The sequence below is a fragment of the Thauera chlorobenzoica genome, from assembly GCF_001922305.1.
Classification (GTDB): Bacteria; Pseudomonadota; Gammaproteobacteria; order Burkholderiales; family Rhodocyclaceae; genus Thauera; species Thauera chlorobenzoica.
In genome coordinates, this window is the sequence record NZ_CP018839.1 from 2,240,420 (window position 1) to 2,253,808 (window position 13,389).

At 67.9% G+C, this 13,389-nt stretch carries 10 protein-coding genes, 1 tRNA gene and 1 pseudogene; 7 read left to right on the forward strand and 5 right to left on the reverse strand.

The features are described from left to right. Positions 1 to 2: 2 nt before the first annotated feature. Positions 3 to 938: an RNA polymerase sigma factor RpoS gene (rpoS, locus tag Tchl_RS10405; RefSeq protein ID WP_075148343.1), complete on the forward strand. Its 936-nt coding sequence runs from the start codon at positions 3 to 5 to the stop codon at positions 936 to 938. Positions 939 to 1,029: 91 nt separating this feature from the next. Here rpoS and Tchl_RS10410 read toward each other — a convergent pair whose 3' ends face one another. Further along, positions 1,030 to 1,833 (reverse strand): DUF2189 domain-containing protein, encoded by an 804-nt coding sequence (locus Tchl_RS10410; protein WP_075148344.1) that lies wholly within the window; start codon positions 1,831 to 1,833, stop codon positions 1,030 to 1,032. A gap of 146 nt (positions 1,834 to 1,979) precedes the next feature. After that, positions 1,980 to 3,026 (reverse strand): lytic murein transglycosylase B, encoded by a 1,047-nt coding sequence (gene mltB / locus Tchl_RS10415; RefSeq protein ID WP_075148345.1) that lies wholly within the window; start codon positions 3,024 to 3,026, stop codon positions 1,980 to 1,982. Positions 3,027 to 3,392: 366 nt separating this feature from the next. Between mltB and Tchl_RS10425 the strand changes: the two are divergent. From Tchl_RS10425 to bamC, 3 genes and pseudogenes are all read left to right on the forward strand, one after another. Beyond that, positions 3,393 to 4,261 (forward strand): annotated as a pseudogene (locus tag Tchl_RS10425) (histone deacetylase family protein). A 162-nt stretch (positions 4,262 to 4,423) separates the two neighbouring features. Then, on the forward strand, positions 4,424 to 5,302 hold the full coding sequence (gene dapA / locus Tchl_RS10430; protein ID WP_075148347.1) for a 4-hydroxy-tetrahydrodipicolinate synthase: 879 nt from the start codon (positions 4,424 to 4,426) through the stop codon (positions 5,300 to 5,302). Positions 5,303 to 5,328: 26 nt separating this feature from the next. Next, positions 5,329 to 6,471 (forward strand): outer membrane protein assembly factor BamC, encoded by a 1,143-nt coding sequence (gene bamC, locus Tchl_RS10435; RefSeq protein WP_075148348.1) that lies wholly within the window; start codon positions 5,329 to 5,331, stop codon positions 6,469 to 6,471. A 60-nt stretch (positions 6,472 to 6,531) separates the two neighbouring features. On the opposite strand, the gene Tchl_RS10440 is transcribed toward bamC, so the two are convergent. Next, on the reverse strand, positions 6,532 to 6,870 hold the full coding sequence (locus tag Tchl_RS10440; protein ID WP_075148349.1) for a hypothetical protein: 339 nt from the start codon (positions 6,868 to 6,870) through the stop codon (positions 6,532 to 6,534). 360 nt (positions 6,871 to 7,230) lie between these two features. On the opposite strand from Tchl_RS10440, the gene rlmD reads away from it, so the two are divergent. The 3 genes from rlmD (at position 7,231) to Tchl_RS10455 (ending at position 9,593) form a co-directional block, all read left to right on the forward strand. Further along, complete coding sequence (gene rlmD / locus Tchl_RS10445) at positions 7,231 to 8,541, forward strand: 23S rRNA (uracil(1939)-C(5))-methyltransferase RlmD (RefSeq protein WP_075148350.1); 1,311 nt, start codon at positions 7,231 to 7,233, stop codon at positions 8,539 to 8,541. A gap of 217 nt (positions 8,542 to 8,758) precedes the next feature. Continuing rightward, positions 8,759 to 8,848 (forward strand) — tRNA-Ser (locus Tchl_RS10450). Positions 8,849 to 8,933: 85 nt separating this feature from the next. Beyond that, positions 8,934 to 9,593, forward strand: a complete 660-nt coding sequence (locus Tchl_RS10455) for a pseudouridine synthase (RefSeq protein WP_075148351.1) — start codon at positions 8,934 to 8,936, stop codon at positions 9,591 to 9,593. Here Tchl_RS10455 and Tchl_RS10460 read toward each other — a convergent pair. Both Tchl_RS10460 and Tchl_RS10465 read right to left on the reverse strand, forming a co-directional pair. After that, positions 9,542 to 11,167: an indolepyruvate oxidoreductase subunit beta family protein gene (locus Tchl_RS10460; protein WP_075148352.1), complete on the reverse strand. Its 1,626-nt coding sequence runs from the start codon at positions 11,165 to 11,167 to the stop codon at positions 9,542 to 9,544. The two genes, Tchl_RS10455 and Tchl_RS10460, sit on opposite strands and share 52 nt — an antisense overlap. A 4-nt stretch (positions 11,168 to 11,171) precedes the next feature. Further along, on the reverse strand, positions 11,172 to 13,343 hold the full coding sequence (locus Tchl_RS10465) for a thiamine pyrophosphate-dependent enzyme (RefSeq protein ID WP_075148353.1): 2,172 nt from the start codon (positions 13,341 to 13,343) through the stop codon (positions 11,172 to 11,174). Positions 13,344 to 13,389: the final 46 nt, after the last annotated feature.

A 13,389-nucleotide genomic window follows, 5' to 3' on the forward strand; every position in this document is an offset into this window, starting at 1 on the left:
GCATGGAGGAACCGGCGAATCTTGACGAACTGGAAAGTCATGAACCGGATCTTCCGCCCGAGGTGGAGGTATTTTCCGGCCATCCGGTCCAGGCAGTCGAGAACGAGTTTTTCAGCGATGTCACCCAGCTCTATCTGAACGAGATCGGCGCTAACCCGCTGCTCAGCGCCGAAGAGGAGCTGCGCCTCGCCCGCCTGGTTCGGGAAGGGGATTTCCGCTCCCGGCAGACGATGATCGAGCGCAACCTGCGTCTCGTGGTCAACATCGCCAAGCATTACCTCAACCGCGGCATTCCGCTGCTCGACCTCGTCGAAGAAGGCAATCTCGGGCTGATGCATGCGCTCGAAAAATTCGACCCCGAGCGTGGGTTCCGCTTCTCCACCTATGCCACATGGTGGATCCGGCAGAATATCGAGCGCGCGATCATGAACCAGTCGCGCACGATCCGCCTGCCGGTGCACGTGGTCAAGGAGCTCAACCAGGTGTTGCGCGCCCAGCGCAGCATCGAGGCGGTTTCGAATGGCGAATCGACGCTCGAGGACATCGCCGGCCGCCTGGGCAAGCCGGTCGATGACGTCAGGGCGATCCTCGCCCTTAGCGAGCACACCGCGTCACTCGATGCACCGCTGGATATCGACCCTTCGCTGTCGATCGGGGAGTCGCTCGCCGACGACCATCAGCCCGCTCCCGAAGTCCAGCTCCACAACGTCGAGATCGGGGATCTGGTCCGAACCTGGATCAGGATGCTCAACGACAAGCAGCGCTTGGTCGTGCGCCACCGTTACGGCATCGATGAGTGCGATCTGCTCACGCTGGAAGAACTGGCGACCCGTCTCGATCTGACCCGCGAACGGGTGCGCCAGATCCAGCTCGAGGCCCTGGGCCAGCTGCGCCGCATACTCAAGCGCAACGGTATCTCCCGCGACGCCCTGCTGTAAGCACGGTCCCTTCATGGGGCGGGCCTTGCGCTCTGCCGGCACGGCCTCCCGCGTGCCCGCTGCCGCTCCGGCGCTGCCGGGGCGAGCGTGCTCAGACCGGTGGTGGGGGGGCGTCCGGGGGGTAGACACGGAGATAAAGCTCCCTGCTCGCATAGGCCATCACGGGCAGCGTGATCAGCAGCAGGGGCAGCAGCAGCGCACTGATGATGATCACCACCGCGAGCAGCACGGCCCAGCTCATCACCACGCCGAAACGGCCGAATACCGCACGCACGCTCGCCACCACAGCCGGGACGAGGTGCGCACGCCGGTCGTAGAGCAGCGGAATCGAGAACGCCGATACGGCGAACAGGATGAAGGCGAGCACCGCGCCCATGATCGCGCTGTAGAAGACGTAGCCGGCGACGGTTTCTTCGAAGCGCAGCAGGCGGACGAAGCCGACGGGCTCGCGCCCGACCATGAAGCCGTACAGGATCCCGGCATCGGTTATCCAGATCAGGAAGATCAGCACGCATACAAAGGACATCACCCAGCCGCCGCGCGGCATGCGCCGGAAACCGCGGACAATGTCGCCGGGGGTGGCTTTTTCACTGTGGCGCAGGCGGTCCGACAGGGCGAAGAAACCGGCGAGCAAGGCCGGCCCGACGAGCATGAAGCCGCCCGCGAGCGACAGGCTGACGGGGGCGATTCCGGCCGTCTCGAGGATGACGAACATCAGCAAGCCGAGCGCGGTGAATACGGCGGCGAAGCCTGCGCTGAGCAGGGGCTGGGCGCGGAACTGCACCGCTCCGGCGGTGATGGCGGCAAGAAGGTCGTGCCGCCGGACCGCGGCTGGGCGCAGTGTGGTGGGGTCGGTGGCGGGCTGCGGTCCGCCGTGAGGGGAGATGTCCGGCATGGTCGGCTACTCGATCGGGCGCGGCGCCCTGGCTCCGCGCGCCGCCTGCGGATGGCGACCGGTACGGCTGGCGTTATGGCCGTTTCGCCGATGGCTGGCATGTCACGACCTTCCGGTCGACGCCAGTTTAACCGCCGAAGGCCCGCTCAGGGCCGGTTCTGTGCGGAACGCATTTCGGCGACCAGCCGGTGCAGGCGCAGGGCTTCGGCCAGCTCGAACACGGACATCGCGTAAAAGCTGCTGCGGTTGTAACGGGTGATGACGTAGAAGTTGCGATAGCCCAGCCAGTATTCGGTGGCTGCGCCCGGCGTTTCCAGATCGACCAAGGTTGCGGTCGCCGCGGCCGCCCGGCCGTCCATGGTGGCGATGCCCGCACGCGCAAGGATGTCCGGTGCCAGGGCGGGCTCGATTCCGGCCGCGAGCAGGGGCGCGGTGTCGGCACCGGGCGCGAGCTGCGCCCGTTCGGCGACCAGGGCGCCGGCCTGCCAGCCGTGGGCATGGAGGTAATTCGCCACGCTGCCGATGGCGTCGCTGGCATCGCGGTCGAAATCAACCCGGCCATCGTCGTCGAAATCCACCGCGTAGGCGCGCACGCTGCTGGGCAGGAACTGCGGATAGCCGAGTGCTCCGGCGAACGAGCCGCTGTAGCTTGCCGGGTCGCGTCCCTGCTCGCGTGCAAGCAGGAACAGCGCTTCGAGCTCGCGGCGGAACAGCTCGGCTCGCGGTGGATAGTCGAACGCCAGGGTGGCGAGGGCGGACAGGGTCTCGAAGGTGCCGGTGTGCCGGCCATACATCGTCTCCACGCCGATGATGGCGACGATGATTTCCGCCGGCACGCCGTACTGGTCGGCCGCGCGCCGGAGCGTCACCGCATGCGCTTCCCAGAACGCCAGCCCGCCGTCGATGCGCGTGCGATCGAGAAAGCGCGCCCGGTAGTCCTGCCAGGATCGCGCCCCCTTGTGCGCGGGCGGGGTGATCAGCCGGATCACGCTGGGATCGTGGCGGGCACGGGCCAGCGCGCGGCCGAGTGCGGCAGGGTCGAAATCGTGGCGGGCCGCGAGTTCGGCAATGAACGCACGCGCGTCTTCGCGTTCGGCATAGGAGGCCGTGGCCAGTGCCGGCAGGGTAAGGGTGAGCACGGCGCTGGCCAGGTGGGCGAGGCAGCGGTTCGAGAAGAAGGCGGAAAAGCTCATGGTTGTCCGGTCGAATCGATACGATGGCGTGGCAGCTGCGGGTGCAGGCGCCGGCGCGCGGGGCCGTGCAGGCGGGTATGCCGAAGCGCGCAGACCCTCGCCGGAATGTCCCGGCCAGCCTCTTCGCGCAGGCGATCCGCATGGTGCCGGGGCATTGCGGGGCACACTGTGAAATTGATCGGGAAGCGGTGATAATAGACGACAAAGCCTGCTGACCAATGGTTCCGCATCATGCGACGGGTGAAAAACCGCGCGGCTTCCATGCAGACGGCCACCGCTTCGAATCTTGGTGATGAGAGAGGGAGGAACATGACGACTACGGCATTCATCACGCATCGCGAGTGCTGGCTCCATGACATGGGGGCGATGCACCCTGAATGCCCGGAGCGTCTGGCCGCGATCAACGACAGGCTGATCGCGTCCGGGCTCGACATGTATGTCTCCTTCTATGACGCACCGGTAGCCGAGCGGGTGCAGCTGGCGCGCGTCCATGCAGGCGAATACCTCGAAGAGCTGTTCGCCAGTGTGCCCGAGCACGGCATCCGCCACCTCGACCCCGATACCGCGATGAGCCCGGGTACGATGAAAGCCGCCTTGCGTTCGGCGGGGGCGGGGGTGCTGGCGACCGACCTGGTGATGAAGGGGGAAATCGAAAATGCCTTTTGCGCGGTCCGTCCCCCGGTCACCACGCCGAGCGGGCCAAGGCGATGGGGTTTTGCTTCATGAACAACGTCGCCATCGCCGCCGCCCATGCGCTCGAAGCGCATGGCCTGGAGCGTGTGGCGATCGTCGATTTCGATGTTCATCATGGCAACGGCACCGAAGATATCTTCCGCGACGACCCCCGGGTGATGATGGCGGGCGTCTTCCAGCACCCGTTCTATCCTTACAGCGGCACCGACAATCCGCCGCCGCACATGCGCAACGTCCCCTTGCCGGCCGGCACCCGGGGCGAAGCCTTTCGCCAGGTTTTCAGCGACATCCTGGTGCCCGCGCTGCACAGCCACAATCCGCAGATGATCTTCATCTCGGCCGGTTTCGACGGCCACTACGAAGACGACATGGGTTCGCTCGGACTGCTCGAAGCCGACTACGTATGGGCTACCGAGCAGGTCAAGATTGTCGCGGAAAGCTGTGGCCACAAACGGATCGTGTCCATTCTGGAAGGCGGCTACGCGCTGTCCGCGCTGGCGCGCTCGGTGGTGGCCCATATCAAGTCCCTCGCCGACCTGTGAGTACCCGCCGGGTCACCGCCGGGCGGTGCCTTCCCCGTTCCGTTTTCCTTCCTGCCGCTGAAACAGCCCTTCAGGCGCGGACGCGCGGCGATTTCGCTGGCCACGCTGGCCGAGTTTCGGCGATCGGTTAGAATCGCTTTTTTATCGCACTGCCCTCACGCCATGATTACCGGATCACTTGTCGCCATCGTCACTCCCATGCAGGACGACGGGAGCCTGGATTTTCCCCGTCTGCGCAGTCTCATCGACTGGCATATCGCCGAAGGCACCGACGGCATCGTGGTCGTCGGCACCACCGGTGAATCGCCCACGGTCGATGTCGACGAGCACTGCGAACTCATCCGCAGCACCGTCGACCACGTCGGTGGGCGTGTCCCGGTGATCGCCGGCACCGGGGCCAACTCCACCGCCGAGGCGGTGGAACTGGCCCGTTTCGCCCGCCAGGCGGGTGCGAGTGCCCATCTGTCGGTGGTGCCGTACTACAACAAGCCGTCACAGGAAGGGCTGTACCGCCATTTCCGCACCATTGCCGAAGCGGTCGAACTGCCGCTGATCCTGTACAACGTGCCCGGACGCACGGTCGCCGATCTCGCCAACGACACCGCGCTGCGCCTGGCTGAAATTCCCAATATCGTCGGCATCAAGGACGCCACCGGCAGCCTCGATCGCGCCTGCGACCTGATCGAGCGTGCCCCTGCCGGCTTCGCCCTCTACAGCGGCGACGACATGAGCTCCGCCGCGTTCCTGATGCTCGGCGGCCATGGCGTGATCTCGGTCACCGCCAACGTGGCACCGCGCGCGATGCACGCGCTGTGCGCCGCTGCCGCGGCCGGCGACATGCACGCGCTGCGGCAGACCAACGCCGCCCTCACCGGCCTGCACCGCGACCTGTTCTGCGAAGCCAACCCGATCCCGGTGAAGTGGGCGGTTGCCCGCATGGGGCTGGTCGGCGACGGCATCCGCCTGCCGCTCACTCCGCTGTCGGAAGCCCATCATGCGCGCGTACTCGAGGCGATGCGCAAGGCCGGCATCCAGGTCTGACCCGAACCTCTTTGTCCAGGAAATCCATGAACCGCTCCACGCGCACTTCCTTTTCCCTGCTGGCCATGACGCTCGCGCTCGGCGGCTGCTCGGGGTCGCTGCTCGAGTCCAAGCGCATCGACTACAAGAGCGCTCGCCAGATCGAACGCCCGCTCGAGATTCCGCCCGACCTGACCGCCCCCCGGCGCGATGACCGCTTTGCCGTCCCCGATGTGGCGCCGCGCGGCGTCGCCACCTACTCGGCCTACGCGGCCGATCGCGCAGGTCAGCCCGCGGCGGCGAGTGCAACGGCCGAAGTCCTCACCCCGTCGTCGACGATGCACATCGAGCGCGCAGGCAGCCAGCGCTGGCTGGTGATCAGCGGCACGGCCGAGGAGCTGTGGCCGCAGATCAAGGACTTCTGGCTCGAGATGGGCTTCATCCTGAACCTGGAAAGCCCGGAAATCGGGGTGATGGAAACCGACTGGGCCGAAGACCGCGCCAAGATTCCGCAGGATTTCCTGCGCTCGTCGCTCGGCCGCGTGATCGACGGCCTGTATTCGACGCCGGAGCGCGACAAGTTCCGCACCCGTCTCGAGCAGGGCAAGGATGCGGGTACGGTCGAGGTCTACGTCAGCCACCGCGGCATGATCGAAATCTATCCGACCGAGGCCAAGGACACCACGATCTGGCAGCCGCGCCCGGCCGACCCCGAACTCGAAGCCGAAATGCTGCGCCGCCTGATGGTGCGGCTGGGGGCGGAGGAGGCGCGCGCCGAAGCAGCGCTGGCTGCGCCGCAGGTGGCGGAGCGCGCGCGGATCAGCTCCGGCGGAGACGGCCAGGCCGTGCTACTGGTGGACGAGTCTTTCGATCGCGCCTGGCGTCGCGTCGGCCTCGCCCTCGACCGCACCGGCTTCACCGTCGAGGACCGCGATCGCGCAAAAGGGCTGTACTTCGTCCGCTACGTGGACCCGGAGGCGGACAACCAAAGTCAGGACAAGGGTTTCCTGGCGCGGCTGGCGTTCTGGCGCAGCGAGGACAAGCCGGCCACCGGTGGCAGCGAATACCGCCTGCGTGTGGAAAGCCATGGCGAGGCTTCCCGCGTCAGCGTGCTCAGCCGCGAAGGTGGCGTCGATGCCTCGCCGACGGCGCGGCGCATGCTCGGTCTGCTGCACGAGCAGCTGCGCTGAGCAGAGATGAAAAAGCCGGCGTGAAGCCGGCTTTTTTGTCGCAGACGGGAAACGAGCCCCTTACTTCTCCAGCGACTCCTTCGCCGAATCGACCGCCGCCTTGGCGGCTTCGGTGGCGTCCTGCTTGAGCTCCTGGGCTGCGGCTCCCGCCTCGGCGGCGGCGGCCTCGGCTTTCTCGCCAAGCTGGGTGGCGGCTTCGCCGGCCGCCGTGGCCGCTGCGGCAGCGGCATCCCCGGCGGCCTGCGCGCTTTCCTTGGCGGCGTCCACGGCCTGAGCCGCCGACTCCTTCATCTGCTCCTGAGCGGAGACGGGCTCCTGAACCGCAGCGGGTTCGTCCTTCTTGCCGCAGGCCGAAACGGCGACGGCGACAAGTGCAGCTACGAGAAGGGGGTGCTTCATGATGTGTCTTCCTATCGGGTGCATGAGTGTGGTTGCGCGATCGCGATGTCTGCCCGCCAGCCCGGAACTTGAGCTCACCGGTGAGCGAGAAGACGCTCGAATCTTAGCAGCTGAACCATGACAATGCCCGGATTTGTTGCGATGCAAAAAGATAATGTATTTGTAAAGCTTATTTAAAAACAATGAATTGAATAAATTTAACCAAGGCTGTTATTGTTTCTAATTGTGCGCTGTGCGGGAACGCCGCCCTGCCGTGGTGGCATCGGCGGGTGCGCTGAACCGGCGTCCTCCGCCAGCGCGACCGCTGCGGGCCGGACGGGGCAGGGTAGAATCGCACACCGCGTTTTCATCGACCCGACCATGCCTGTCGCAAGTATCGAATCCCTGGACCACGAAGGCCGTGGTGTCGCCCATGTCGACGGCAAGGCGGTGTTCGTCGATGGCGCGTTACCGGGCGAGGAGGTGGAATACACCGTGCTGCGCGAACGCCCCAGCTACGCCCAGGCCACGGTCGAACGCATTTTCCGCCCCAGCGCCCAGCGCGTGGCGCCGCGCTGCCGGCATTACCGAACCTGCGGCGGCTGCTCGATGCAGCACCTGGATGCCGTCGCCCAGGCCGCAGCCAAGCAACGCATCCTCGAAGACGCGCTGTGGCATATCGGCAAGCTGCGCCCGGCGATTCTCTACCCTGCGATCCACGGCCCGGCCTGGGGGTATCGCGATCGTGCGCGGCTCGGGGTGCGCCTGGTGCCGAGCAAGGGCGGGCTGCGCGTCGGCTTCCACGAGCGGCGATCGAGCTACATCGTCGACATGCGCGAATGCCCGGTGCTGCCGCCGCGGATCTCGGCCCTGTTGCCCCGTCTGCGCGAGCTCATCGCCGGATTGTCGATTCCCGATCGCCTGCCCCAGGTCGAAATCGCCGTCGGCGACGCCGTCACCGTGTTCGTGTTCCGCAACCTGCTGCCTTTCAGCCGCGCGGATGAAACCCGTCTCGCCGCCTTTGCCGAAGCCGAAGGTATCCAGGTGTGGCAGCAGCCCGGCGGCCCGGATTCGGCCATTCCGCTGCATCCGGCGGATGGGCCGGGACTGACCTATACGCTGCCCGAGTTCGATGTGAAGATGGATTTCCGTCCGACCGACTTCACCCAGGTCAACGTGCACATCAACCGCGTGCTGATCCGGCGCTCGATGCAACTGCTCGACCCGCAGCCGGGGGAGCGCATCGCCGACCTGTTCTGCGGTCTGGGCAACTTCAGCCTGCCGATTGCGCGCCGTGGCGCCCGCCTGGTTGGCGTCGAAGGCAGCGACGCGCTGGTCGCGCGCGCGCTCGACAACGCCCGCCGCAATGGCCTCGGGCAGCTCACCGAATTCCATGCGGCCAATCTGTTCGAGGCCACCGAGGACAGCCTCGCCGCCCTCGGTCCGCTCGACAAGCTGTTGATCGATCCGCCGCGCGAGGGCGCGATCGCCGTGGTCAAGGCCCTCGGCCCGCAGCAACGCCCGGTGCGCATCGTCTATGTGTCGTGCAATCCGGCCACGCTGGCCCGTGACGCCGCCGTGCTGGTGAGGGAAAAGGGGTATGCGCTGCGCGGCGCCGGCATCGCCAACATGTTCCCGCAGACATCGCACGTCGAGTCGATCGCACTGTTCGAGCATTCCGGCCGGAGCTGAGCGCCGGAAGCCGCGACCGGGCGGTGCAGGAACGGCGTGTGGGGCGGGTTGTTGCGCGCCGGTCGATTCTCTATCGCGTCGAGTGCGATGGTCCGACGGTGGCGGCAACTTTGTGCCGGCGCGTTCCCGCTTGGATGAGGCCTTGGCAATGCTATACTGCGCGGCCTCCGGAGGCGTGGCTGCGCTGCCAGGCTGCAATAGCCTCGAGCGCTTCGCGGGAAGAGTGGCAGAGCGGTTGAATGCACCGGTCTTGAAAACCGGCGATGGTGAGAGCCATCCGTGGGTTCGAATCCCACCTCTTCCGCCAGCTTGTCGATCATCGGGCTTGGCCGCGATGATTACCGCGGGATCCAGCCGCGCTTCGCTCCGATGCTTCTTCCTGCGGCCTCTGCATGACTCGTCTGCTGCTTCTGAACAAACCTTACGGTGTGCTGTGCCAGTTTACCGCCGAGCCCGGGCGGGCGAGCTTGAAGGATCATGTGCCGCTGCCCGGCGTCTATGCTGCCGGCCGCCTCGACGCCGATAGCGAAGGCCTGCTGCTGCTGACCGACGATGGCGCCTTGCAGCATCGTATTGCCGACCCCCGCCACAAGCTCCCCAAGACGTATCTCGTCCAGGTCGAGGGCGAACCCGACCCGGCGGCGCTGGCGCGCCTGCGCGCCGGGCTCGATCTCGGCGATTTCCGTTCCCGTCCCTGCGAAGCGCGCCGGGTGGCGGAGCCGGACTGGCTGTGGCCGCGCGATCCGCCGGTGCGCTTTCGCAAGACCGTGCCCACCACCTGGCTGGAGATCGTGCTGCGCGAAGGCAGGAACCGCCAGGTGCGGCGGATGACGGCGGCAGTCGGCTATCCGACCTTGCGCCTGCTTCGGGTCGCGGTCGGGCCGTTCCGGCTCGATGGCCTGGCGCCGGGGCAGTGGCGCGAGGCCGATCCGGCGCTGCTGCCGCCAATACCCGCGGCGGCGCCCGTCCGGAGCGGGGGGCGCGGCGCGGGCGGGCGGATTCAGGCGCCGCCCCGGCCGAGTTCGCTGCGGCGCACGAAGCGCAGCGGCTGAGCCTTGGGCGGCCGGGCTGGCAGGCCGCTGTCGCGCAACACACGATCGAACTCGCGTCCTTCCTCGTCGGCCAGGGCCGCTTCGCGCGCGCCGCGGACGAGGGCCAGGCGCTCGTCTGCGGCCATGCCGGCGGGCAGGTGGTCGAGGATGTGGAGCAGGTTTTCCTTGCCACGTTCGTTGGTCGAGCCATAGCCCTTGATCAGGCGGGCGCACAGGGTCAGTTCGTTGGCCAGCGCCCAGTCCTCGACCGCGGCGTGTTCGATCGCTCCGATCCAGCGCTCGATCATCGCCTGTTCGTGGGCGAAGCGGGCGCCATGGCGGCGCAGGCCGCGCAGCGCCGCCAGCGTGCGCAGGGCAAGGAAGCCGCGCAGGCTGGTGGCGTCGAGCTTGAGGGCGAACTCCAGCGCGGGCTTGCCCGCCGCCCGCCGGCGGGCCTCGAAACGCTTCAGCCTGCGCTCCAGCGCCGGCGGCAGCAAGCCGGCGATTTCGGCGATGCCGGGCTTGAGGAAATCGACGATGCGCAGCAGGTCGTCGGGCCGGGCGCCGGTTTCACGGCGCACGCGCTCGAAGCGGCGGGCACTGCACTTGAGCTCGGCGACGCGCACAACGTCGTCGAACGCCATCCACAGTGCCAGGTAGCGGGCGAATTCGCGGGTGAGGGCGAAGCCGTGGCGGGCCTCCGGGTCGGCACGGCATTCGGCGGCGTGAATGCGGCGGACGCGCTCGAGGTAGAGGCGGCCGTAGGCCTTGTCCTGGAAGTGTTCGACGCGTGCCAGCCCCGGGACGAGCATGTCCTGTACCGGGTCCGGAAAGCCGGCGATCGCGGCGGGGGCTGCTGCCGGGGGAGCGGTGCCCGGCGCCGGTGCGGATCCGCTGTCGGGCGCGCCCGCGGCGCCGCTCGTCCGCTCGGGCGCGCTCGCCTGCCAGGCGAGGGCGAAACCGCGCAGGCTGGCGTCGACGCCCTTGCCCGAGGCGCGGATCACCTCTTCCCAGTCCGTGCGGGCGAACGGCAGCAGGCCGGTGCCGCCGATTGCGCCGAACATCGTCGCGCTCGGCACGGTGCCGGCGCTGCGGGCGGTGGCGGCGATGTCGAACACGACGCAGTCGCGGCTGAAGCGGCGGATGAAATCGATCAGCTGAGTGCTGTCGAGGCGGCCATCGCCCAGGCTGATGCGCTCGGTGGTGGTCAGGCTGCGCGAGGACGAGGCCACCACCAGGGTGCGCTCGGCGCTGATCATGCCCGAATGGACGTGGCGGGCGGCCTCGAGCAGTTCGGAGGCGATGAAGAGGTCGATCCGCCCCGGGGTCGGGGCGAGCCCGAGCACCGGATGCGGGGCGCCGGCGGGGAGAGGCTCGGGGTGGATTTCGACGTAGTAGGTGGTGGCGCCGGTGCGCTGGGCGACGCCGGGAATCGACGTGCTCTGTGCCGGGTAGCCGCAGCGGTTAGCCAGTTCCACCAGCCACTCGGCGAGCACGCCGCCACCTTCGCCGCCGAGGGCGGCGATGAGGATGGTGAACGGGCGGCGGACGCTCGGGGCGACGGAGGCGGAGGCGAAGGTGGTGGCGGTGGTCATGGCGTCATTCTCCGGCGGGTTGCAGCATGCGGATCACGGCCTGGCGCAGGCGATGGAGGAGGCGTTCGGCCGGCCCCGGGTTCTGCACCACTTCGCCGCGGTAAAAGGAAGGGCACAGGGTGGCGGCGTGGGCGTTCTCGCCGCACAGGCCGCAGCCGACGCAGCCGTCGATCACCGTCGCCACCGGATCGGGCTTGAGCGGGTCGGGGCTGTCCTTGAGGGTGAGGGTCGGACAGCCCGACAGCCGGATGCAGGAATGGTCGCCCGAGCACACGTCCTCGTCGACGCCGTACTTGACCCGCTCGACGCGCTCGCCGCGCTTGAGCCGACCGGCGACCCAGGGCTTGCTGCGGCGCTGGCGCTCGAGCTGGCATTCGCCTTCGGCGATGATGACCTTGAGGCCGGCGAACGGCGTGGTGAACGCTTCTTCCAGGGTCTTGCGCATCGCATCGACGCGATAGCTGTCGACCGTGCGCAGCCAGCGCACGCCGATGCCGCGCAGGGTCTTCTCGATGGTGACGTTGCGATCGACCAGGCTTTGCTGCTTGTTCGGTGCGGCGGCCTTGACCTCTTCGTCGGGGGAGGAAATGATTTCCTGGGTGCCGGTGGCCGAGGTGTAGCCGTTCTTGAGGATCACCAGCACCGCGTCGTCGCCGTTGTACAGCGCCGACTCCACCCCGGTGAGCAGGCCGTTGTGCCAGAAGCCGCCGTCGCCCATGATCGCCAGGGTGCGTCCTTCGATCATCGGCGACACGCCGGCGCGGCTCGCCAGGCTCATGCCGAAGCCGAGGATGGTGTGGCCGAGGCTGAACGGCTCGAAGGTGGCGAAGGAATGGCAGCCGATGTCGGCGGCGATATGCACCTTGCCGACGCGCTGCTGGGCGAGCTTCACCGCGGCGAACACCGGGCGCTCCGGGCAGCCGGTGCAAAAGCCCGGCGGGCGCGCCGGCAGGGGGCGTCCGAGCCCGGTTTCGAGGGCGGCGGCAACTGCGCCGCGGCGCGCGTCCAGTTCGGCCAGCCAGTGCAGGCCGGCGCCGAGCTCGAGGTCGGGGGCGCGCCGGGTGAGGAACGGGGCGAGGCCGCGGGCGATCGCTTCCACCGAATATTCGCCCGCCATCGGCAGCACGTCCTTGCCGTGCACCGCGGTGGCGAGGCCGTGGCGGTGGAGGGTGAGGGCGACGTCCTGCTCGATGAACTCCGGCTGGCCCTCCTCGACCACCAGCACCGCCTGCTTGCCGCGACAGAAGCCGGCGATCTGCTCGGGGACCAGCGGGTAGGTCACGTTCAGGTTCAGGATCGGCAGGGTAGAGGCGCCGAACGCGTCGGCGAGGCCGAACTGCTGCAGAGCGCCGATCAGGGCGTTGTACAGCCCGCCCTGCACGATGATGCCGACGTCCTCGCGGGTGCCGGCGAAGAGTTCATTGAGGCCGCGCTCGAGGATGTGGCGGCGGGCCGCCGGCAGGCGTTCGGCGGTCTTGATCTTTTCGTGCTCGAAGATCGAGGGGGCGTGGGTCAGGCGGCCGTAGTCGAATGCTGCGGGGTCGCTCATCAGGGCGCGGCGCGATACCGCGGGGGCGATGTTGTCCTTGCACACGAAGCTGCCGCGCACATGGCAGGCGCGGATGCGCAGCTGGACGAAGGCTGCGGTGTTCGACGCTTCGGACAGGGCGAAGCCTTCCTCGACCATGCGCACCATCACCTCGAGTTCGGGACGGGGATCGATCAGCAGCAGCGAGGATTTCATCGCGAACGCGTAGGTGCGCTCCTGGACCACGCTGGCGCCTTCACCGTAGTCGTCGCCGATGATGATCAGCGCGCCGCCGCGCACCCCGGGCGAGGCCAGGTTGGAGAGCGCATCGGCGGCGACGTTGGTGCCGACCACCGACTTCCAGGTCACCGCGCCGCGCAGCGGGTAGTGGATCGAGGCGCCCAGCATCGCCGCCGCCGAAGCCTCGTTGGAGCAGGCCTCGACATGGACGCCGAGCTCGGCGAGGTGGTCCTCGGCCTGCACCAGCACGTCGAGCAGATGAGACACCGGTGCGCCCTGGTAGCCGCCGACGTAGGCGACGCCGGACTGGAGCAGGGCCTTGGTGATTGCCAGGATGCCTTCGCCGTGGAAGGTGCTTCCCGCCCCCTGCCTGAGTTGCTCGAGTTCCTTGCTGAATGACACTTCCATGGCGGAGCTCCGTGTGGGAGAGGGATGGGTGAGCTGATTTAGACTT

Bases quoted from the DNA above. Each gene is read 5' to 3' on its own strand.
- rpoS (WP_075148343.1), top strand. From the start codon at position 3: ATGGAGGAACCGGCGAATCTTGACGAACTGGAAAGTCATGAACCGGAT.
- Tchl_RS10410 (WP_075148344.1), bottom strand. From the start codon at position 1,833: ATGCCGGACATCTCCCCTCACGGCGGACCGCAGCCCGCCACCGACCCC.
- mltB (WP_075148345.1), bottom strand. From the start codon at position 3,026: ATGAGCTTTTCCGCCTTCTTCTCGAACCGCTGCCTCGCCCACCTGGCC.
- dapA (WP_075148347.1), top strand. From the start codon at position 4,424: ATGATTACCGGATCACTTGTCGCCATCGTCACTCCCATGCAGGACGAC.
- bamC (WP_075148348.1), top strand. From the start codon at position 5,329: ATGAACCGCTCCACGCGCACTTCCTTTTCCCTGCTGGCCATGACGCTC.
- Tchl_RS10440 (WP_075148349.1), bottom strand. From the start codon at position 6,870: ATGAAGCACCCCCTTCTCGTAGCTGCACTTGTCGCCGTCGCCGTTTCG.
- rlmD (WP_075148350.1), top strand. From the start codon at position 7,231: ATGCCTGTCGCAAGTATCGAATCCCTGGACCACGAAGGCCGTGGTGTC.
- Tchl_RS10455 (WP_075148351.1), top strand. From the start codon at position 8,934: ATGACTCGTCTGCTGCTTCTGAACAAACCTTACGGTGTGCTGTGCCAG.
- Tchl_RS10460 (WP_075148352.1), bottom strand. From the start codon at position 11,167: ATGACCACCGCCACCACCTTCGCCTCCGCCTCCGTCGCCCCGAGCGTC.
- Tchl_RS10465 (WP_075148353.1), bottom strand. From the start codon at position 13,343: ATGGAAGTGTCATTCAGCAAGGAACTCGAGCAACTCAGGCAGGGGGCG.